Below are 21380 nucleotides of genomic sequence, written 5' to 3' on the forward strand. Positions count from 1 at the left end.
CCTTCTCCCGCTTGCGGGAGAAGGGAGATTAAAGTCAGAAACAGAATGCATGCGTAAATGATGTGCAGTCATTGTTCGCTTAAACAAATAACAGGAAACACATGTCAGACATTGCATACCTAAGCTGGCCCTTCTTCAATGAAGAACACCGCCAATTACAAACAAAATTAGACAACTGGGCGAGCCAGAATTTGCAACAAACTCATGGCAGCGATGTAGATCAAGCCTGTCGCGATTTAGTCAAACAACTAGGTGACGCTGGCTGGCTCAAACATGCAATCGGCGGTAAAGCCTACGGAGCAAATCAAGACGTCATTGACACTCGAGCGATTTGCCTCTTGCGTGAAACCTTAGCACGCTATTCTGGCTTAGCCGATTTTGCGTTTGCGATGCAGGGATTGGGAACGGGTGCAATTAGCTTATTCGGAACCGAGCAACAAAAATCGCACTATTTAGAAAAAGTCGGACAAGGCAAATTAATCTCCGCCTTTGCTTTATCCGAACCGAACGCGGGTTCGGATGTCGCCGCGATGCAATGTAGCGCTAATTTAGTACACGATGCGCAAGGTGATTACTATGTGCTGGAAGGTGAAAAGACTTGGATCTCAAACGGTGGCATCGCCGATTTTTATGTGGTGTTTGCGCGTACAGGCGAAGCGGAAGCTTCACGCGGTATCTCAGCTTTCATCGTTGACGCGAACATCGAAGGATTTGAAATTGCTGAGCGTATTGATGTGATCGCACCGCATCCTTTAGCACGTTTGAAATTCAATCAATGTCGCGTGCCAGTCAGTCAGCGCATAGGTGACGGCGGGCAAGGATTTAAAGTCGCGATGGCGACGCTTGATGTGTTCCGTACCTCGGTTGCCGCGGCAGCTTTAGGTTTTGCACGTCGCGCTTTAGACGAAGCGATGGCACGCGCTACCAGTCGTCCAATGTTTGGACAAACGCTGGCGGATTTTCAATTGACACAAGCTAAGTTGGCACAGATGGCAACCACGATTGATAGCGCGGCTTTGCTTGTGTATCGCGCAGCGTGGCAACGGGATCAAGGGCAGCGTGTCACCAAAGAAGCTGCGATGGCGAAGATGGTCGCGACTGAAGGCGCGCAACAGGTGATTGACGCCGCAGTACAAATGTTTGGCGGCATGGGCGTGATGAGCGAAGTACCAGTCGAAAGACTGTATCGTGAAATTCGCGCACTACGGATTTACGAAGGCGCGACCGAAGTGCAGCAATTAATTATCGCCCGTGAAATGCTGAAAGAACATAAGGATGCCAAGCTATGAGCTTAGTGTTTCGCACACCGATCAGCATACGATTCGCGCATTGTGATCCTGCCGGTATCGTGTTTTATCCACGCTATTTTGAATTGATCAATGGCGTGGTCGAAGATTGGTGTGCGCAAGACTTGGCAATGAGCTTTCATGAAATGCATATGGTGCAAGGCATAGGATTGCCGACCGTGCATATAGAAACCGATTTTGTGAAAACCAGCGTGATGGGTGACGAACTGCTTGCGGAGTTACGCGTCATCAAACTAGGACGCGCATCTGCGACGGTAGAAATCCGCATGCTGGGGCAAGACCAAGATCTACGACTCACAGCTCGACTGGTATTGGTGATGGCGCAGGTACAAGAGCGCAAGGCGATTGCCTTACCTAGCGCATTACGTGAACAAATGCGGAAATATTTAGTATCGTAAGCGCGCTAGTGCCAGCGCAAAGAATTTATTTTGAAAGGAAAGACGATGGACTTCTTACAACCACCTGGCTGGGTTCGACCTCGCGGCTATTCGAACGGTGTTGCTGCCAAAGGTCGTACGATTTGCGTGGGTGGCATGATAGGTTGGGATGGACAAGAGCAATTTCATTGTGACGATATCGCAGGACAAACACGCCAAGCATTGCAAAATATTGTCGAAGTCTTGGCTGAAGGTGGCGCCAAACCTGAGCATATCGTGCGCATGACGTGGTATGTGATTGATAAAAAGGAATATGTCGCCGCGTATAAAGAAATCGGTGCCGCCTACCGTGATGTGATAGGCAAACATTTCCCCGCGATGGCGGCGGTACAAGTGGCGGGATTGATAGAGGATAGGGCGCGAGTTGAAATTGAAGTGACTGCAATCGTTCCGGAATAATTTCAGTCTAATTATTTGAGAATCGCAAATAGACTTGGGTCGTGGGAAAAGTGAAATGATGTCGATTTGTTTTGAACGAGATGTCAAAAAAAGATGCAGCAAAAAAGCGAATGCAAGGCGTTGACTGATTTTATGGCGACCTTGTCGGCACTACTTAGTTGAGTCATCCCTCAATACGTGCTTGGCTCAGTGAAAAGAAAAGGGGGAAACTTGCCCCCTTTGCTTGATCAATTGGGATTCTTGATTTTAATCCGCGTGTTGCGAAGCTGACGCCCTTAGGTGCTGTGCAACATCACGAATGACTTCGAGTAAATAATCGATTGATGCCCGTGTTTTTCGATGATTGATGATGCAAGCGCGTAGAACAAACTCCCCTCGCAGACGTGTACCTGTAATGAAAATTCTGCCATCTTTTTCTAAGGCGGCAATCAGATCTTGATTCACCTGCTTGATTTGATTTTCGTCGAGACCTTGGCCGATATAGCGGAAGCAGGCAATTGCTAAGTCGCTACGTGATTTCAATTCAAAATCTGGCGAGTCGAGAATTTGCTGTTCCAAATAGCGCGTCAAATCCAAGTCTTTTTGCATCATGGCTTGAATTTTCTGGAATCCGTACGCTTTTAAGGAAAGCCAAACTTTGAAGGCTTTGGCATTGCGTGAGAGTTGAAAATAATGTTCGTTGAATTCTAATCGATCACTTTTCGCTTCTAAGGAGGTGTCTAGATAGTCCGCTTGCTTGAAGTAAGATTCGCGCAGTAAGTCCCAATTTCTGACCAATGTGCAGCCAATTTCAAATGGTTGGTATAGCCACTTGTGAAAATCGAGAGCGATCGAGTCGGCTAGTTCCATTCCCTTATATTGTTCTTGTAGAGAGGGCAGTGATGATACCAAGCCGCCATAGGCACCATCGACGTGAAACCACATGCCATGTCGCTTCGCGATGCTTGCGAGTTGGGTAAGATCGTCGATTGCACCTGTATTGACTGTGCCAGCATTTCCCACGATACAGAATGGTTCCAGCCCATCTTTGATGTCCTGCTCAATTTGGCGTTGTAGCGCGCCAAGATCGATCTTGAATTGGTCGTCAGTTGGAATTTTTCTCAAATACTGTGTGCCAATTCCTAACAAAGCAACGCTTTTGTCGGTGCTACTATGCGTTTCGGTGCTGCAATAAATGGTCAGAGGGCGGAGCCCAAATAAGCCGTGTTTATTCACATTGTGTTGACGTAAGAAGACATTACGCCCGACCGTAAGACCGGTTAACGTTGCAGCAGAACCACCACTGACCATTACACCGCCAGCGTCGGGCGTATAACCTAGCATTTCTGCTGTCCACTGGATAACTCGCTTCTCAATTTCAGTCATGGCAGGACCGAGATGCCATTTAGTCGCATTTTGATTGATGGTAGACGTTAAGAAATCGGCGATTGTCGATATTTGATTTCCGCCTGCCATCACATACGCATACATATTCGGACCAAGATTTCCCGTCGCGCTATCCAATACTTGTTGCTTGACCTGTTCTAGCAAGGTGATAGGATCGTGCCCCAGCAAAGGAAGCGGTTCGTCAAACCAAGCCGCGACATCCTTTTGCGAAATCGCATGAAATCCTGCTTGTTGATCGACCTTCGCATACTGCTCAAGAACAAGGTCGATCGTTTTCTGCAAAATGTTAGCGAATTCTTGCTCTTGGAAATCGAGGCTTTGATGTTGATTCATAGTCGTGGTCCTAATAGTATGCCTTTATGATGGATGGCGATTCATAGCAATGATGTTGATACTCTTTAACTCTCTATGTTGGTCTGGCTGGCTGCGAATTTGATCTACCAAATCAATCTATCAAATCAATCTATCAGTTCGATCTACCAATTCGATTTGCTATTTACGTCGACAAATCACGAAACCTTCTTTATCAATTGATCTGATCGAGCAACAATTGATCCGCAGGAACCGGCATGCCGAGGCCGAAGCCTTGTGCATAATGTACGCCTATACCTTGCAACAATGCGAGAATTTCGCGGTTCTCGACGAATTCAGCGACAGTTTTCTTACCCATTAAACAAGCAATTTCGTGAATCGATTTCACCATCGCCAAATTGATAGGATTGGTCTCGATATCTCTTACGAACTGGCCATCAATCTTGAGAATATTCACATCCAGATTTCGCAAATAGGCAAAAGAAGACAGTCCGCTGCCAAAATCGTCGAGAGAAAATCGACAGCCCTTGGCGCTGAGTTGTTGCATAAAATTTTTTGCCATGGTGATGTTGGCGATCGCAGAAGTCTCGGTGATTTCAAAACATATTTTTTCGCAAGCGAGTCCTGAACTCTCGATTGCTAAACTCACGAATTCAAGGAAATGTGGATCGCCAAGACTCTGTCCCGATAAATTGATGGAACATAATTCAATCTGATCCTCATGCTTCTTCATCCAAGCAAGCGCATGTTTCACGACCCAAGTATCGACACGTGCGGAAAGATGGTAGCGTTCGACTGCTGGCATGAATGCGCCGGGCGGAATGATGCCACCATGATGGTCCTTCATTCGCAATAAAAATTCGCAATGCAAGCCCTGATGTCCCTCTGGTTTGGTGTCAACAATTGCTTGTGCATACAGCACAAATAAATCCTCTGCCAAGGCTTTTTCAATTCTACTAACCCATTCCATCACGCCGTAACGCTGTGCTAGAGCGGGATCATCGCTGGCATACACATGGATGCGACCGCGTCCTGCATCTTTAGCGACGTAGCATGCACTATCCGCCGATTGCAACAAAGCACCCACACTCTCACTATGCTCATTGAGTACAACCATACCGATACTGACGCCAATGGCGAAGGATCGATCCTGCCACTGAAAGCGGAAATGGTGTAGCTGCTGTTGTAAGCGTTCAGCGATTAAGAGCGCTTGCTCAATCGATTGATGATGCAAAATGATCCCAAATTCATCGCCGCCTATCCTGCATAGATGGTCATCTGCACGCAGGACGCTACTAAATTTATTTGCAATTTGACGTAATAATTCGTCTCCTGCAGCATGACCGCAAGTATCGTTAATGACTTTGAACTCGTCGAGATCAAGATAGCAAAGTACATGTTGATGCGGCGCGTAGCGGGTCGCGTCAAATAGTTGGTTTAGGATGTGTTCAAATGCGCGGCGATTGCCTAAACCTGTTAATTCATCATGGGTGGCTTGAAATTTGATAATGTCTTCTACCGCCTTACGTTCTGAAATATCTTTGACTGTCGCAATATAATTAATTATTTCGCCTGCTTTATTGCGTATGACAGAGGGATTAATCGTGACCGGAAAACGTTCGCCGTTTTTGCGCACGAAATTGAATTCATATTCTCTGAAATGCCCTTGTAGCATGTCGTTCAGGGCGGCTTGAATACGATCGGTCTCTTCGACAGGCCAATAGGGGAACGGTGGCATGCAATGTAGAAGTTCTTCTTTGCGAAATCCCGTCATTTTGCAAAAGGCTGGGTTGACATCGGTTTGCTTTCCGGTGCTGTCTAGCACCGAGAAACCGTCTTGCATCGCATGTATTAAACTATTCGCAAATTCAACCGAAGCATGCAATGCATCTTCGGCTTTTTGTCTGGCGTTAATGAATTGGACGCGATCAATCGCCACGGCAATGTGGCTTGCCATAGCCTGCATAAACTCGAGCTGCCAAGCTTGAGGCGGGCGGACGCCTTCGTCATCGCCAATCGTACCCATACCGAGTGAGCCGATTTTTTGATCCACTAAAACCAGAGGTACATTAATAATGGTGCGATTGTGGATTAATGCAACCATTTCTTTGTTGGTACGTGGGTCAATCCGTGCATCGTCGACCACCACCACGTTTTGTGCCCGCATGATTTCTTCGATCATCAAATCGCCAGCCATCGGGATTTCGATATTTTGGATCATGCGTGTCGTGTCCGACTCTTGGCCATTTGTTCGAAAATTAATGACAGAGACAAAACCAGGTCGCTCATTAAAAATCGATAGCCAAGCATGGGGGTAGCCAAGAATTTCGGTGGCAACTGGCGCATAGGCGTTGAGAATATCATCGATTTTCCAAGCGCTTTCTAGGCGTTTACAAAGCTGTAAAAGCGCTTTTATTAACTGATCACCGTCAGTATTTTTATGGGTGCCTGACATGTTGTTTAGTTGATGCAAAAAATTGATTAAATTACTGTCTCGAGAAAGACGATCCACTCACTTTGTTTGTGGGGATGGCTTTGACAATATAGGCACGTTTAGAGTATCGGCCAGACTTGAGCGAACGTCAAGGTAAGTGCAGAGTCGAGGGCGATGCCCTGCAATTAATTACGTGATTGTTTGATAATTTACAAAAAGTCCTTTTGAATCTGGGCTTTGAGCTCGATCTTCGGCCTTCAAGCTTTACCCCTTCTCAGCAATTGCACTAATCAAATGAGCGATATGCTGATGATGCCGTCCTCGCTCATTGTTTGAACAAAAAATTAGCGACGTTTTTTTTGCTTACTCCAATAGCCGAATTCTTCAGCATGAACATCAATGTCGAGGTCTTGAACTCTAGCAGTCAAGTGGAGTTGTGCATCTGCGATCGCCTGATTGTAGATACTTGGGCCGATTTCTTCGACGAGAAAATCGAGTAGGGCATTGGCCTGAAGATTGCCTAACGACTCTTCCATTTCGCTCGTGAAATAGCGTTGCAGGGATTCTAATGCTTGTTGCCTGATCTCAGGTTTGAGTTTGATGTCCACGGTGTTCCTATAGTCGATAATTGAGTGAGATGGATAATGAGTGAGATAGATAGGAGTGTAATGGATTGTTACTGGTTTGCGCTGCTTGAATAGGTTTGTCGATTGAATAATTTATTTGTTATTTTTACCTAGATCAGGTAAGTTGATCGCTCGATTCTTAACTCAAGCTAAAGCGATGCGGCAACTTATAAAATCATTCCTACTTGTGCATGGCTTGGCTCTGTTACTTTGCGTTGAGGCATCAGCGCGCGTTGACTTTCCTTTGCATGAGCGTATTCCCTATTCACCTAGTTTGGCAAAAGGACAATTGCCAAATGGCCTTACCTATTACATTCAAAAAAATGGCAAGCCTGAACAAAAACTTGAATTAAGATTAGTCGTTAAAGCTGGCTCCATATTGGAGGATGCAGATCAGCTTGGACTTGCCCATTTTGTCGAGCATATGGCATTTAACGGTAGTGCGCATTTTAAGAAAAATGAATTGGTATCTTTCCTCGAATCCATCGGTGTCAAATTTGGCGCTGACCTGAATGCTTATACGGGATTTGATGAAACGGTCTATATTTTGCCAATTCCAACAGATCGACCAGAAAATGTTGAGAAAGGTATGATGGTTTTGGCCGATTGGGCATACGGTTTGCGCTTTGATCCCACTGAAATCGACCGTGAACGCGGAGTCGTTCTGGAGGAGGCAAGACTAGGAAAGGGCGCAGCGGATCGACTTCAAAAAATTATCTTGCCCAAAGTTTTGCATGGTTCACGATATGCGGAACGTTTGCCAATTGGCAAAGAAGAAAATTTGAAATCGTTCCGTCACGCTGCGCTAAAGCGGTTTTATCAAGATTGGTACCGTCCCGATCTCATGGCAATTGTCGTCGTCGGTGATCTTGAAGTGCCGGTGATTCAAGCCTTACTCGAGAAATATTTTTCAACAATGAAAAATCCTCAGAAGCCACGAAAACGCTTGCGAGCGAGCGTGCCTTTGGAGAATCAAGAGTCGGTCGTGATCGCAACCGATAAGGAGGCAAATCTCGCCAGCGTGAGTATTAGTCAAGGGCGCATGCATCAAGTGAATGACGGTCGATTTGCTAGTTATCGTCAACGTAGAATTCAAAGTTTTTTTAATGCAATGCTGAATCAACGTCTACATGAATTGACGCAGGTGCAGGAACCTCCTTTTTTAGCGGCAAGTAGTGGTATCTCCTCACTCGTCGCTGAATATAATGAATTCAATTCTTCGGTTGTGATTGGCAAAGCAGGCGTACAAGCGGCAGTTCAAGCGCTGGTCGCGGAGAATCAACGGCTTGCGCAGTATGGATTCAGTCAAGTGGAGCTCGAACGGGTTAAGTTAAGCACATTACGTTACATGGAAAATGCTTTTAACGAGCGAGACAAAAGCCAATCCGCAGAGTTTGCGGCGGAATTTGTTCGAAATTTTTTGACAGGCGAGGCTATTCCGGGAATTGAAGCAGAGTATATTTTTCACCGTGAATTTGTTCGAGGAATTTCTTTAGAAGAAGTCAATCGATTCGCCCAATCTGTGCTCTTAGCGCGTTCGCCTAAACTGATTGTTTACCAAGGTGGAACCCAACAGGGACAGCGGACTCCTTCGAAATCTGAACTGGCGTCGTGGATACGTCAGGCTGAACAAAGTAAGTTGGGAGTGTATCGAGAACAGACGGTGACGCGTGCGTTGATCGATACCAAGCCTACGATTGGGTCGATCCTTCAAGAGTCGCGCAACGCTGTCTTGGGCACCATAGAATGGACATTGAGTAATGGAGTGCGGGTCGTACTTAAGCCTACGGATTTTAAAAATAAACAAATTTTATTGAGTGCAAGCCGACCGGGCGGCTTGGGTATGATTGACGCCTCGGATTATTCACAAGCGATGTACGCAACATCCGTTGTCGGCGCGATGGGAATTAAAGATATTACGCCAATTGAGTTAGGTAAGTATTTAGCCGGTAAGAGTTCCAGCATGTCGACAAATTTTAGCGACGTTGCGGAGGGAATCTCAGGCTCATCGACACCGGAAGATTTTGAAACCACACTTCAGATCCTCTATTTGTTGATGACATCGCCACGTCGAGACCCAGATTTGTTTCGATCATACGTCACTAAGCAACAAGATGTATTACGAAATCAGATGGCGACGCCATCTGCGATCTTTCAGAAGGCTTATTTGCAAACCAGTTATCAGGACCATCCCCGTCAACCCAAACTAGCGACTCCCGAAGATTTACAGGCGCTCGATATGGATCGGCTGATAGCCATTTATCAGTCGCGTTTTTCAAGTGCAGATAAGCTGACTTTTTTTATAGTCGGTAGTTTCGAGCCAGAGAAGATTAAGACTGTGTTGTTGACCTATTTGGCCAATTTGCCAGTGCACCCAATTGAATCCGGCTTGCCCGATCATGGACTGCGACTCGTAAAGGGGATCGTTCACAAGGAGGTCTATGCTGGAAAGGAGCAACGCAGTTTAGTGACTTTGCAGTTACACGGTGAACGTCCAGTCGGTGCCAGTGATGAATTGCGCTTTTCTGCACTGACCGAGATTTTGCAATTACGTTTGACTGCGAAGATGCGTGAAGAATTAGGAGCGGTTTATAGTCCACGGGTAACAGCACAAATCAAGAAAATTCCTTTTGGCTCGTATTCCATCGTCCTGGTTCTTCCTAGCGGTCCAGAGCACGTGGAAAAGCTGCTACAAACCAGTCGCGCTTTGTTGGAAGAGATGAAAAGGCATGCTGTCACCGAAGAAGAATTGCATAAAGTAAAAGAAAACTGGTTGAAGAACAGAAAAGAAGAAGTCAAAACCAATGAGTTTTGGATCGGTGTATTGAGCGACGCGAATTTCTTACAAGAAGATGCTGCCAAAGTATTTGATTATGAAAATCAAATTCAACAATTAAAACCCGAAGATATACAGCAAGCAGCACGAATTTATTTTGATCTGAGCAATCAAATACAAATTGTGATGTATCCAGAAAAAACAGTGTTACCTACGTCGATATCCATACCAACACCTATTCCCAAAGGACGATGATGAAGTTGAAGAAAAATATGATAACCGCAGTGTTACTCGCATTAAGTTGTGGAACGTCCTTTCCAGTCATTGCATCGGCGGAAAAAGGCAAGATTGAAAGAAAAGAGCCTAGCCAAAAAGTGATGCACACGTATCGCAGTATGGGCGATATTTTGAATCAATCAAAAGCGGAAGATTGGCGAGCACTTGATCCAGCGAATACGCTTTATTTGGAAACGGAGAAAGGTCGGGTAGTGATCGAATTGGCGCCGGAGTTTGCGCCCAAAAATGTTGCAAATATACGGGCTTTGGTGAAAGAAGGATATTTTGATGGTTTGGCGATGATACGATCGCACGACAACTATGTGGCGCAATGGGGCGATCCAAATGAGAAACGCGAGTTCAAAAAAGCAGCAAAAAAAGTGGATGGCGAATTTACAGTGAAATTCAAGAGCGATGCATCGTTTACACGACTGCCAGATAGCGATGGTTACGCACCACAAGTGGGACATGTCAACGGTTTCCCTGTCGCCCGTGATCCAAAAACGCAAACGACTTGGCTTACTCATTGCTATGGGGCGGTTGGCGTGGCGCGTGGGAATGAGACGGATAGTGGAAATGGCAGTTCACTGTATGCCGTGATTGGTCACGCACCTCGTCATCTCGATAGAAACATCACCGTTGTGGGACGGGTGATGTTTGGGATCGAATTGCTCGCTAGTTTGCCTCGGGGGAAAGCACCTTTGGGTTTTTATGAGACCGAAGAGGAACGCACGCCGATTAAGTCTGTACGACTGGCTGCGGATGTGCTTGAGTCTGATCGGACCAAGTTAGTGGTCTTTAGGACGGATACAGCGAACTTTCAAGCCTTGATTGAAGCGCAAAGAAATCGTGGTGGGGAGTGGTATAAATTTGCCGCGAATCATATTGAATTATGTAATGTTCCAATTCCTGTGCGATTGATACCGTAAAAGGCAGGCCTAAGCGAACTTCGCGGTGACCTGCTCCTATGACGTCGACCCATCCAATCATACCGGAATTTTTCGCATTAATTGGGTGAGTAGGTCAGCGCTAGCGCTGGCTTTGCTGTGAACCGCGTTGATGGGGCGTAAACGATGGGCAATCACTGGCACGAGAACGGCTTGCACATCCTCAGGAATGACATGATCACGGCCTTCCAATGCGGCCCAAGCGCGAGCTGCTTGTAGTAGCGCGAGTGCCGCGCGTGGGCTCATTCCTTCGGCAAAGAGACTCGCGTCGCGTGTGCTTTGTGCGAGCTTTTGAATGTAATCGATCAGTGCGGGGGAAGCGTGAATTTGTCGCACTGCCGTTTGCACCGCCAGTAACTCCTCCGCGCGCATCAGAGCAGGTAAGGTCTTAAGCAAGTTCCTGCGGTCTTCACCCATTAATAGTGCGCGTTCTGCGGCAGCGTCAGGATAGCCAAGTGAAAGACACATCAAGAATCGATCTAATTGTGATTCTGGGAGACTAAACGTTCCAACCTGATGAGTCGGGTTTTGCGTTGCGATGACAAAAAAAGGCTGAGGCAGCGCGCGGGTTTGACCTTCTGCGCTCACTTGCTGTTCTTCCATTGCTTCGAGTAGCGCAGACTGGGTTTTCGGGGTGGCGCGATTGATCTCGTCAGCGAGCAAAACTTGTGTGAAGATGGGACCTTGATGAAAAACAAATTGACTTTTCTCGCGCTCAAAGATGGAGACACCGATTACATCCGTCGGTAAAAGGTCGGAAGTAAATTGTAAGCGATTGAATTGCAGTCCCAAGGAAATGGCTAAGGCGTGGGCGAGCGTGGTTTTGCCGACACCCGGAACGTCTTCAATCAGCAAGTGCCCACCTGCGAGGAGGCAGACGAGAGATTGTTGAATTTGACGTTCTTTACCAATAATCACTTGGTTCAGTTGTTTTGCGACCTCATGGACTTTTAAAAACATGTGTATTTCCCATAGAATCAAGTCAAGTTAGCTTGCTTTGTGTTGTAAGTGTGCAAGACTAGCACAGACCGCTGCTTCTCTGCAGTAGTCCCCGTGAATCTGATATAGTGAATCGGCTCTGCCGTGGGTATTAGCACGCAATAATGGAAGTAATTGAGGAGTAGAGGATAGGCATGGCACGACCAGAAAAAATTCGATTGGGCGAAATTCTTTTGCAGCAAAAGCTCATGACCGATGAGCAATTGCAGTTTGCCTTGGCAGAACAAAAGCGCACTGGGCGTAAATTAGGTCGCCTGTTTGTGGAAAATCGCTTTGTGACTGAGGACCAGATTTCAGAGGCGATGGCGCGCCAATTGAATATTAGTTTCGTCAATTTGAAGCAATACAATATCAAGCCTGATCTTGTAAAAAAATTACCTGAGTTGCAAGCGCGACGTTTTCGCGCGATTGTTTTGGAACAAAGAGACAATGGGTATTTGGTGGCGATGGTCGATCCGACCGATTTGTTTGCCTATGATGAAATTTGCCGAATCCTCAAAAGTGCCATCCATTTGGCGGTGGTCAATGAAAACGATCTTTTGGCAGCGATTGATAATCTTTACCGGCATACTGAAGCGATAACCGACCTCGCACGTGAACTCGAACAGGAGTTGACGGATGCGAATATCGACTTTGGTAATTTAGTGAGTACAGCGGGCTCTGAAGACGCGCCAGTCGTGAAGTTATTGCAGTCAGTATTTGATGATGCGACCCAAGTACGCGCCTCAGATATTCATATCGAACCACAAGAAAAACGCTTGCAAATTCGTTTTCGTATCGATGGCATGCTGCATTTGCAGACGGAAGCCGATATGAAAATTGCCAGTGCCTTGGCTTTGCGTTTGAAATTGATTTCTGAAATGGATATTTCTGAGAAACGTCTTCCGCAAGATGGACGGTTCATTATTAAAGTTCGTCAACAACAAATCGACGTGCGGATATCGACCATGCCGACTCAGTATGGTGAGTCGATTGTGATGCGTCTATTGAATCAGAGCGGCGGCATTTTGAATCTCGATAAAATTGGCATGCCACCAGAGATGTTGGCACGCTTCCGGGCTATTATTCAGCGCCCAAATGGACTTGTTTTGGTCACTGGCCCAACGGGAAGCGGTAAAACCACGACTTTGTATGGCGCTCTCTCGGAACTGAATCGAGAAGATAGAAAGTTAATTACGGTCGAAGATCCGGTCGAGTACCGTTTGCCGGGTATTAATCAAGTGCAGGTCAATGAAAAGATCGATTTAAGTTTCGCGAAAGTCTTGCGCGCATCCTTAAGGCAAGATCCAGATATCTTATTGTTGGGCGAAATGCGAGATCAAGAAACAGCGCAAATCGGAATGCGGGCAGCCATGACGGGGCATTTGGTCTTGTCAACTTTGCATACGAATGATGCAATTAGTACGCCAATTCGTTTGCTTGATATGGGGGTGCCGCGTTATATGATGGGTAGTTCTCTCCAAGCAGTATTAGCGCAACGTTTGGTTCGGGTGGTTTGCGAGAGCTGCCATTCGGAACATCGTTTGAGTCCGGCAGAACGGGAATGGCTCGGTCAGGATATGGGGGAGACGATAGACTTACATCGTTATCATAGCGGTAAAGGATGTGGACATTGTAACGGCACAGGCTATCGCGGACGCATTGGTGTTTATGAATTGTTAGAGATGACAAAGCCTGTGATTGATGCAGCCCATAGTGAGGATAATGCCTATTTCATGGACGTCGCGAAGCGCCAAATGGGAGGAAAGACACTGCGCCAATATGCGATTGAGTTGGTCTTGAGTGGTGTGACGACGGTCAGTGAAGCGATGCGTATCAGCAATCAGATGGATGATTAGGAACGAATATGCCTTTTTTTGCATATAAAGCGAGAAATTCGCGTGGCGATTTAGTGGAAGGTGTATTGGAAGGGGCCGATCGAGACGCCGTTGCAGGTCAATTGTTTGGACAAGGGATTTCACCCATTCAGATAGAGATCACGCAAAGCGCCTCGGGTGATCAAGAACTCAATTGGTGGCAGCGGATTTGGGAGCGAAAAGTCCAAGCTTTGGATGTGCAACTATTTAGTCGCCAACTGCATACTTTGATCAGGGCGGGGGTGCCCATTATGCGCGGCCTCACAAGCTTACAAGAATCTGCGATTAGTCGTAGTTTTAGGAATGTGATCCGTGATTTGCGTGAGTCACTTGATTCCGGCCGTGAATTGTCCGCATCAATGCGACGTCACCCAGCGGTTTTTAGTCTGTTTTACGTCAGTATGATTAAAGTGGGCGAGATGACAGGGCGCTTAGATGCGATCTTTTTGCGTTTGTCCGAGCATTTGGAATTTGAGAGGGAAATGCGCAATCGCGTCAAAACGGCGCTGCGTTATCCGATGTTTGTGATTATTGTGATGTTTTTCGCCATCGTCATTGTGAATATTTGGGTCATTCCCATGTTTGCCAAAGTGTTTGCGGGGTTCAATGCTGAACTTCCCTTGATGACACGCGTGCTGTTGAACACCTCGAATTTTTTTGTGGCGTATTGGTGGGTCATGCTGTCGCTTGGAGTTGGGGCTGCAAGTTTGTTTCGTTCGTATATCAAAACAAAAGATGGTCGCTTTTGGTGGAATCGTCAGATTTTGCAATTTCCGATTTTTGGTCGCATTGTTTTAAAAGCGACCCTTGCTCGTTTTGCTCGAAGTTTTGCGATTTCCAGTAAAAGTGGCGTACCGATAGTGCAGGCTTTGAGCGTGGTGGCAAGCACGGTGGATAATGCGTTTATTGCGAGCAGGATTGAGCAAATGCGCGATGGAGTGGAGCGCGGCGAGAGCATCCTGCGTACGGCAAGCACGGCGAATGTATTCACGCCTGTTGTTCTGCAAATGATTGCGGTGGGCGAGGAGACCGGTGCAATCGACGAATTGATGGATGAAATCGCGATTATGTATGAAGGGGAAGTGGAATATGAGCTGAAAAACTTATCGGCGAATATTGAACCCATCTTGATTATTGCACTGGGCTTTATGGTTTTGATTTTGGCACTTGGAATTTTCTTACCGATTTGGGATTTGGGACGAGTTGCACTGAGAAAATAAAAGATGTTGTATTTCTCTAGGGGCAAAGCGCAAGTTTACCGGGTTTTTCGACGATATTTGCTATGATGCAAGTAATTGGAAGATTTTTGTGCCTACGCTGTTGGTGTATTGGAATTATTAACTTTTTTTGGAATCGCTATGAAAAAGAATCAAACTGGCTTTACCCTGATTGAATTGATTGTCGTGATCACGATTTTGGGCTTGTTATCCGCGTATGCGTTGCCTCGCTTCGCGGCATTGCAAACTGAAGCGCGCATCGCTAAGATGAATGGTGCTTTGGCCTCATTAAAGTCGGGTGCCGCCTTGGCGCGATCAATTCAATTAACCCAGCAACTTGCGGCGAATACCTCAATTGTCATGGAAGGCGCGACGATACCCATGGCGAACGGTTACCCAACGACTGCATTGACGGGCATTCCAGTGGCGGCGGGTTTGGCGACACCGGATTTTGTATTGACTGTGACCTCAGCAACGGTGTTTACGGTCTCCTCCGATGCGAATCATCCTAATTGTTCAGTGACTTACACCGTTCCTGTTGCGGCGGGTTCTCCCCCAACTTATAGCAATACTGGCTTAACAGCCGCAAACTGTGCTTGATTGGCGAGTTAGTCGGAACCTTTTAATCGAGCAGATTGAGAGGGCAGTACTTGTTTGCTTGAGATGGCATGTAAGTCACGCTTGATTTGCAGTGGAGCCTGTTGCGGAGCAATACGCAGCAGGCTCTGATCGCTTTTGCTAGCCTATGCCTTGCTGTGCACAGAGTCTCTCAATGTATCGAATCGGCGTGGAATATTATGCAAAGTCAAGGAATCTCACTGCGGCATTTTCAGATTAGTCAAACGCAGTCCCATGGTTTCACGATGGTCGAGCTGATTTTGGTCATTTTGCTTTTCGGCATATTGTCGGCGATTGCTATACCAAAGTTCACCGCAAAGACCGATTTTGATGCGCGCGGTTTCTACGATCAAACCCAAAGTATGCTCCGCTTTGCGCACAAAACAGCGATTGCACAACGCCGCCCTGTTTGGGTGCAAATTAGTCAGGCTGCGGGGATCATGTGCTTGACTTATGTTCAAGTAAATGTCAATTGTCAATCGGATGGCGGCGCACCCGTGTATGCATCAGGTGAATCGAATTGGTATGTACAAACGGCACCCACCGATTTGCGCTTTGGCAGCTCGCCCAATTTCTCCTTTGACGCATTAGGACGAATCAGTACAGGCACAACCATCAATCTTTCGATTTTTCAAAATTCGAGTACCTTAGTAGGAACCATCATCATCGAAGCTGAGACGGGTTATGTGCATTGATACCTTGAAACTCACTAAAACGAGACCTCTTCTCGGTATGCAAACTGGAGTTACTTTAGTCGAATTGATCATGTTCATGGTGATCATCGGCATTGCCGTGGTTGGAATAATGCGAATTATGAGTTTAACCAGTCTTGCTAGCACCGATCCCCTGCGCGAGAAGCAAGCACTCGCAGTAGCGGAGTCGTTACTAGAGGAAATTCAATTGCAATCGTTCACGTACTGTGATCCAGATGATGCGAATGCGATGACTGCACTCAATCCAGGCGCTTGTGCGAGTGGGCCGCAAGGCTTAGGGCCCACTGCTGGCGAAACACGGTATGGTGTTCCACGCTTTGATCATGTTGCGGATTATCATAATTTTGAAATGAATCCTGCAGATCCGGTGAAGGATATGCAAGGAAACGTCATTGCTGGGCTAGAAGCTTATACGGTCAAAGTAACTGAAACCGAGGACTTAGGTGGAGATAGACTACAGATAGACATCAATGTGAGCATCGATAATATTACAGTCAAATTAACTGGTTATCGGTATCGATACGCGCCAAGGGCAATTCCTTAACATGAGCTATATGTCGAAATATCATCTTCAAGGTTTTACTTTAGTCGAGGCGATCATTGTGATTGTCTTGACTGGAATTTTGTCGGTGATCACCGCGAAGTTTATCACTCGGCCGATCGAGCAATATGGCGATTTGACGCGACGTGCCGAGTTGACTGATGCGGCGAATTCCGCCGTGCGTCGAATGTCCCGTGATTTGCATTTGGCCTTGCCAAATAGTTTGCGGCAGCCGGGAGGTGCGTGTGTTGAGTTTTTAATGACCAAAGACGGAGGCCGATATCGTGCTGGCAGTCCAGGCAATGTAATGAGTTTTGACGCAACATCAGGAACGCAGTTTGATGTGATCGGTGGACTGAATGCGATTCCCGATAACGGTGATTTTATTGTTGTTTATAACTTGGGAATTCCTGGTGCAGATGCTTATGTCGCAAGTTATCGCGGTGTGGTCGACGGTAGTGCCAGCACACTTAACAGTATCAAGTTGTCGACCGCGATTCAAAACCCAATCGAATCACCTGCGAAGCGTTTTTTCGTGTTGTCGGGGAGTAGTCCAGCGGTCAGTTTTGTTTGCCAGGGGGCAGGTGTTGACGCGAAAGGCAATGGCACTGGGAAATTGTATCGCCAGGCAAATTATGCAGTCGCACCGGTCATCGCAGGTGCTTGTCCGACTTTTCCTGCGAACACAACGACAGCATTGTTATCGGAAAATATCGCCAGTTGTAGCTTCAACTATAGTAGCGGGGTGATGCAGCGAAGCGCGGTATTGTCGATACGCCTAGGTCTGCAAAAAGCAGGCGAGCTGGTGACGCTCTATCAAGATGTGAATATCAATAATGTTCCCTAAGTTAGAAATGAATATCACTTTCACAGAATCGAAACGCACAGCACGGCAGAGCGGATTTTCTTTGGTGTCGGCGATTTTCTTATTGGTTATTTTTGCCGCACTAGGTCTGTTTATGCTGTCAATTTATTCCAGCCAACGTTCCACTGCAAATCAGGATGTGCGCGGTGTATTGGCTTATCAAGCAGCCAAGGCCGGACTAGAGTGGGGGAGTTATCAAATTCTTTCTTTGGAAAATGCGCAAGTGGTGAATGCACTGTATGCTAATTGCAATCCTAGTATGGGAAGCCCAAGCTTTGCAGGCGCTTTAAGTAATTTTTCAGTTAACGTTAGTTGCGTGCAGACTTCCACTATTGAAGACGGAAATACAATACGGGTGTATACCTTAACCTCAACGGCGAGTGCGGGTACGGCGCCATCCAATGATTTCGTGGAGCGCCAAATGAAAGCAAGCATCAGTACTTGTCGATTAGGCGTTGCGGGATTGCCAGGGGATCAGCCTTGTTAATCGCGCGCCGAGATGTCATATTAGTCACGCAATTGTTTCGATTTTTAGGTCTAGGTGCAACTAAAATGAGACTGACGAAGGCTATTTGCCTACAGCGATGTGTCGCGCTGCCATTTTCTCTGCTGTTTTGTGTAGCTGCCTTGTTCGGATCCCATACTGCTTGGGCTCAGACGATTGAGTTTAATAGCACGGGTGGTACGACCACGACTAATGGCTTGCATTTTTATATCGATCGGTCGAGTAAGATGCAGGTGCGTCGTGCAAATAACACAGGTCAAGTTTACAACCCCAATTCGACTCCTACATCAAGTTTGACTAGTTTGGATAATGGCGTTTTTATTCGCGCAAATAATCTACTGTACGGCCCAACTCACACTGTTACAACATTTAATCCCACTGGTGGCATGTATAGTAGTTATAGCATCACGGCCGCGAGCCCCGCTAACCCATCCACGCCAGGTGTGCAGCAAACAGCGACAAATTCGCTCGGGATCACGAATGGTCCGCAAGTTTCCATTATTTGGAAATACACGACGCCGCTCGATTTTTTGACCGCAGAAGTCACTTTGACGATTCCCGCTGGCTTTGCAGTCAGCGCATCCAATCCGGTGCGTTACTACCATGTGTTCGACACCTATCTGGGCGGCAGTGATAGTGGTTGCGGTGTGAATGTGGCGGGGAGCAAACGTATCGTTGGAACCTATTCAAGTTTGGGGAATCCAACACCTTGTCCCGTCAGTACGTCTTTACCGACAGCGGGAACCATTGTTGAATCATTTCGAGAGCGTACGCCACCCAGTGCAGGCCCAGGCGTCATCGCGGTGAACAGCTTTAGCAGTTATTGTGCTGCGGGTTGGAGTACATTCTTTGTGAATGGTAGCCCTTATTGCTCGATGTTACAGCTGACCACGCCAACTTCAAGTACAGGGGCGATGAGTCAAACGATCACCACGACTTTGCAAGATACTGGGATTGGCATTGCGTATGATTTTACGGCACCAGGAACCTATGTTTTCAGTTATGACTTTGTGATCGGTTCGACCGCAGTTCCGCCCTACGACCATCTTGAAATTCGTCATGATGGTAGTATCAATTTGTGCCCAGAAAATTTGCAAGTATTAGCCTGTCTGTCTTCAACAGTGCCTTGTCCAGCTGGTAGCGAACTGAATTCTGGAACATTAACCGGGGCAATTGCCTTATCGCCTGCGGCGTCAGGCGTGACATTCACTCCAAGTACTTTTTCGATTGGTGGAAGTAGTAGTACGTCGGGCAGTACCGCAAATATCATTTTGCAAGCGACGGCCGCATCCGCTGGTACATACAATCTCATCCCGACCGGATTGAGTGATACTCCTTTAAATGGAACACGTTGTGTTGTGAATGGTGTCGCGCAGTCGAACTGTCAACTGACCATCACTAATACGCCGTGTGTGAGTAATTTCGAGTGTATGGAAACTGGGGCCAGCTACAATAATCCGGTGACAGCGACGAATCGAAATCCTCTCTACACTAAATTAGCGAATCGTGGTTTTCGATTTGATGTTGTGGCGTTACAAACGGGAGGCGCGATCGCCAATACCTACGCGGGGAATGTTGTGGTTGAGCTATTCGATAGCAATGCTGCCCCATCCTGTTCGGCCGCGACCGCTATCACTTCGCAAAATCTCAGTTTTGTGGCGGCTGATAATGGTCGAAAAACCCTAGGATCCGATTTACTCTTAGCGGACGCCTACAAAAAATTGGGATGTCGTGTGCGAACGACTTCAGGCCCCGCTGTGACTGCTTGTTCTTCCGATCAGTTCACGGTACGCCCCCAGTCTTTTTCGACTATTAGCTCGAATGCTAATGCAGATAGTATTGGTGCCAGTGTGAGTGCAACGCCCATCGTATTGGCTGGTAACGATTTTAGTTTATTCGCAGATACTGGCGTGAAAGGCTATGATGGATTGCCGAAATTAGCGCCGAATTTAATCGACTGGCCAAATGTTCCTAGTGTTACTAATGGGGGAAGAGCTGCCCCCGGTGTGGGTAGTCTGACGGGGAATTTTAGTGTTGCAGCCAATCCGACGACTGGCAATGGTGCAAGTGGTGCGAGCTTTAAATATGATGAAACTGGGTATTTCCGCTTGCTTGCGCAGGCTGTGTACGACGATACTTTTGTTGCCAATTCTGGTTCAGCTGATAGTACAAATAATGACTGCACGAATGATAGTTCGAATACTTTGGTCGGTGGTAAATACGGTTGCAAGTTTGCGAATATCTCATCAAGCAATCATTTTGGACGATTTATTCCACATCATTTCAAGATAACGACTTCGGCATCGACTCTAACGGAAGCTTGCCCTTCTGCCACGGGGTTTACCTATTTCGGTCAAGACGGATTTTCAACGAATTTTAGTATCACTGCTGAAAATAGTAGCGGTAACAAAACGCAGAACTATACGTCAACGTTTGCAAAATTGAATACCACTGTGTATTCCAATTACCAATTTACAATTGTCGGTGCGCCTGCTGGTGCGAGTCTCACAGCAGGAACCCCAGCACCAAGTGGCAGTTGGCTAGCAGGAATGGTGAATGTCACCGCGAAACATCAAATATCACGTCCATCAGCCATCAGTAATGAAACGCTCATTGCGCTGATGGCGGCGCCGACGGATGGGGAAGTACCCGCTGCGTCAGCGACAAGTATTGCAAGTACAAGACAACGATATGGTCGTTTAAAATTGCAAAGCGCATATGGCTCGGAGATGCTAGATTTGCCGGTTCCTTTCATCGCTGAATACCGCAACTCCAACATTTGGCTTAAAAATGTTGATGATAACTGTACACCAGTTGTTGCGCCCGTCGATGGACTAGGTGCGATCTTCTATTCACCTGAAACCGCGACGAATCATTTAAGTGCAGGAGAGACGAATGCGAGTGTGAGCGCGACTGGCAAATTCCTCAATGGTGACGGGAAATTGAAGTTTTCAAAACCAGGTTCTGGAAATAGCGGCTATTTGGATCTCGATATCAATGTGCCTGATTGGTTAAAATTTCCATGGCGGGGTGGCGTGACGCCAATAAATCCGACAGCAAAAGTACAATTTGGTACGTACAAAAAATCTAATCAAATTATCTATACACGAGAAATACATTAAGGTTTTAACACGATGTTTGCGACAACTTGCGAAGATTATTGAAA

The 21380-nt window shown here is 46.7% G+C and carries 17 protein-coding genes; 13 read left to right on the forward strand and 4 right to left on the reverse strand.

Annotated elements, in window-relative coordinates; all coding sequences use genetic code 11:
* Nucleotides 1-101: 101 nt before the first annotated feature.
* The 3 genes from KDM90_RS08560 to KDM90_RS08570 are packed head-to-tail and all read left to right on the forward strand — an operon-like array spanning nt 102 to nt 2143.
* On the forward strand, nt 102-1289 hold the full coding sequence (locus tag KDM90_RS08560) for an acyl-CoA dehydrogenase family protein (protein ID WP_212675187.1): 1188 nt from the start codon (nt 102-104) through the stop codon (nt 1287-1289).
* Nucleotides 1286-1705, forward strand: coding sequence for an acyl-CoA thioesterase (locus KDM90_RS08565; protein WP_212675188.1), 420 nt, complete (start codon nt 1286-1288; stop codon nt 1703-1705). The genes KDM90_RS08560 and KDM90_RS08565 overlap by 4 nt, the downstream gene beginning before the upstream one ends.
* Nucleotides 1706-1750: 45 nt before the next feature.
* Nucleotides 1751-2143 carry a RidA family protein gene (locus KDM90_RS08570; protein ID WP_212675189.1) on the forward strand — a complete coding sequence of 131 codons (393 nt, stop codon included), beginning with the start codon at nt 1751-1753 and terminating at the stop codon, nt 2141-2143.
* A 246-nt stretch (nt 2144-2389) separates the two neighbouring features.
* Here KDM90_RS08570 and KDM90_RS08575 read toward each other — a convergent pair whose 3' ends face one another.
* From KDM90_RS08575 to KDM90_RS08585, 3 genes are all read right to left on the reverse strand, one after another.
* Nucleotides 2390-3862, reverse strand: a complete 1473-nt coding sequence (locus KDM90_RS08575) for a pyridoxal phosphate-dependent decarboxylase family protein (protein WP_212675190.1) — start codon at nt 3860-3862, stop codon at nt 2390-2392.
* Nucleotides 3863-4055: 193 nt separating this feature from the next.
* Complete coding sequence (locus KDM90_RS08580; RefSeq protein WP_212675191.1) at nt 4056-6296, reverse strand: putative bifunctional diguanylate cyclase/phosphodiesterase; 2241 nt, start codon at nt 6294-6296, stop codon at nt 4056-4058.
* Between the two features lie 323 nt (nt 6297-6619).
* Nucleotides 6620-6883 carry a DUF2164 domain-containing protein gene (locus tag KDM90_RS08585; RefSeq protein ID WP_212675192.1) on the reverse strand — a complete coding sequence of 88 codons (264 nt, stop codon included), beginning with the start codon at nt 6881-6883 and terminating at the stop codon, nt 6620-6622.
* A gap of 175 nt (nt 6884-7058) precedes the next feature.
* Between KDM90_RS08585 and KDM90_RS08590 the strand changes: the two genes are divergently transcribed.
* Together KDM90_RS08590 and KDM90_RS08595 are read left to right on the forward strand one after the other, a co-directional pair.
* Entirely contained in the window at nt 7059-9932 is a 2874-nt protein-coding gene (locus KDM90_RS08590; protein WP_212675193.1) for a M16 family metallopeptidase, read from the forward strand.
* 17 nt (nt 9933-9949) lie between these two features.
* Complete coding sequence (locus KDM90_RS08595; protein WP_230409698.1) at nt 9950-10882, forward strand: peptidylprolyl isomerase; 933 nt, start codon at nt 9950-9952, stop codon at nt 10880-10882.
* A 57-nt stretch (nt 10883-10939) separates the two neighbouring features.
* On the opposite strand, the gene KDM90_RS08600 is transcribed toward KDM90_RS08595, so the two are convergent.
* Nucleotides 10940-11860, reverse strand: coding sequence for an AAA family ATPase (locus KDM90_RS08600; RefSeq protein ID WP_212675194.1), 921 nt, complete (start codon nt 11858-11860; stop codon nt 10940-10942).
* Between the two features lie 173 nt (nt 11861-12033).
* On the opposite strand from KDM90_RS08600, the gene KDM90_RS08605 reads away from it, so the two are divergent.
* The 8 genes from KDM90_RS08605 (at nt 12034) to KDM90_RS08640 (ending at nt 21336) form a co-directional block, all read left to right on the forward strand.
* The gene (locus KDM90_RS08605) at nt 12034-13737 is read left to right on the forward strand and encodes a GspE/PulE family protein (RefSeq protein ID WP_212675195.1); all 1704 of its coding nucleotides are present in this window, start codon (nt 12034-12036) and stop codon (nt 13735-13737) included.
* Nucleotides 13738-13745: 8 nt separating this feature from the next.
* A complete protein-coding gene (locus tag KDM90_RS08610) occupies nt 13746-14975 on the forward strand; it encodes a type II secretion system F family protein (RefSeq protein ID WP_212675196.1) in 1230 nt (409 codons plus the stop codon).
* A 138-nt stretch (nt 14976-15113) separates the two neighbouring features.
* A complete protein-coding gene (locus tag KDM90_RS18285) occupies nt 15114-15572 on the forward strand; it encodes a pilin (protein WP_212675197.1) in 459 nt (152 codons plus the stop codon).
* A gap of 197 nt (nt 15573-15769) precedes the next feature.
* Nucleotides 15770-16285 carry a GspH/FimT family pseudopilin gene (locus KDM90_RS08620; RefSeq protein WP_212675198.1) on the forward strand — a complete coding sequence of 172 codons (516 nt, stop codon included), beginning with the start codon at nt 15770-15772 and terminating at the stop codon, nt 16283-16285.
* Nucleotides 16286-16322: 37 nt separating this feature from the next.
* Nucleotides 16323-16847, forward strand: coding sequence for a type IV pilus modification PilV family protein (locus KDM90_RS08625; RefSeq protein WP_212675199.1), 525 nt, complete (start codon nt 16323-16325; stop codon nt 16845-16847).
* Nucleotides 16848-16857: 10 nt separating this feature from the next.
* On the forward strand, nt 16858-17691 hold the full coding sequence (locus KDM90_RS08630) for a PulJ/GspJ family protein (RefSeq protein ID WP_212675200.1): 834 nt from the start codon (nt 16858-16860) through the stop codon (nt 17689-17691).
* Between the two features lie 7 nt (nt 17692-17698).
* Nucleotides 17699-18196, forward strand: coding sequence for a hypothetical protein (locus KDM90_RS08635; RefSeq protein WP_212675201.1), 498 nt, complete (start codon nt 17699-17701; stop codon nt 18194-18196).
* A 65-nt stretch (nt 18197-18261) separates the two neighbouring features.
* Nucleotides 18262-21336: a DUF6701 domain-containing protein gene (locus KDM90_RS08640; RefSeq protein ID WP_212675202.1), complete on the forward strand. Its 3075-nt coding sequence runs from the start codon at nt 18262-18264 to the stop codon at nt 21334-21336.
* Nucleotides 21337-21380: the final 44 nt, after the last annotated feature.

Source organism: Affinundibacterium fentianense, from assembly GCF_018139545.1.
Lineage (GTDB): Bacteria > Pseudomonadota > Gammaproteobacteria > Burkholderiales > Burkholderiaceae_D > Undibacterium > Undibacterium fentianense.

Coding starts and splice junctions, on each gene's coding strand:
- KDM90_RS08560 (WP_212675187.1), top strand. CDS start 102: ATGTCAGACATTGCATACCTAAGCTGGCCCTTCTTCAATGAAGAACAC.
- KDM90_RS08565 (WP_212675188.1), top strand. CDS start 1,286: ATGAGCTTAGTGTTTCGCACACCGATCAGCATACGATTCGCGCATTGT.
- KDM90_RS08570 (WP_212675189.1), top strand. CDS start 1,751: ATGGACTTCTTACAACCACCTGGCTGGGTTCGACCTCGCGGCTATTCG.
- KDM90_RS08575 (WP_212675190.1), bottom strand. CDS start 3,862: ATGAATCAACATCAAAGCCTCGATTTCCAAGAGCAAGAATTCGCTAAC.
- KDM90_RS08580 (WP_212675191.1), bottom strand. CDS start 6,296: ATGTCAGGCACCCATAAAAATACTGACGGTGATCAGTTAATAAAAGCG.
- KDM90_RS08590 (WP_212675193.1), top strand. CDS start 7,059: ATGCGGCAACTTATAAAATCATTCCTACTTGTGCATGGCTTGGCTCTG.
- KDM90_RS08595 (WP_230409698.1), top strand. CDS start 9,950: ATGATAACCGCAGTGTTACTCGCATTAAGTTGTGGAACGTCCTTTCCA.
- KDM90_RS08600 (WP_212675194.1), bottom strand. CDS start 11,860: ATGTTTTTAAAAGTCCATGAGGTCGCAAAACAACTGAACCAAGTGATT.
- KDM90_RS08605 (WP_212675195.1), top strand. CDS start 12,034: ATGGCACGACCAGAAAAAATTCGATTGGGCGAAATTCTTTTGCAGCAA.
- KDM90_RS08610 (WP_212675196.1), top strand. CDS start 13,746: ATGCCTTTTTTTGCATATAAAGCGAGAAATTCGCGTGGCGATTTAGTG.
- KDM90_RS18285 (WP_212675197.1), top strand. CDS start 15,114: ATGAAAAAGAATCAAACTGGCTTTACCCTGATTGAATTGATTGTCGTG.
- KDM90_RS08620 (WP_212675198.1), top strand. CDS start 15,770: ATGCAAAGTCAAGGAATCTCACTGCGGCATTTTCAGATTAGTCAAACG.
- KDM90_RS08625 (WP_212675199.1), top strand. CDS start 16,323: ATGCAAACTGGAGTTACTTTAGTCGAATTGATCATGTTCATGGTGATC.
- KDM90_RS08630 (WP_212675200.1), top strand. CDS start 16,858: ATGTCGAAATATCATCTTCAAGGTTTTACTTTAGTCGAGGCGATCATT.
- KDM90_RS08635 (WP_212675201.1), top strand. CDS start 17,699: ATGAATATCACTTTCACAGAATCGAAACGCACAGCACGGCAGAGCGGA.
- KDM90_RS08640 (WP_212675202.1), top strand. CDS start 18,262: ATGAGACTGACGAAGGCTATTTGCCTACAGCGATGTGTCGCGCTGCCA.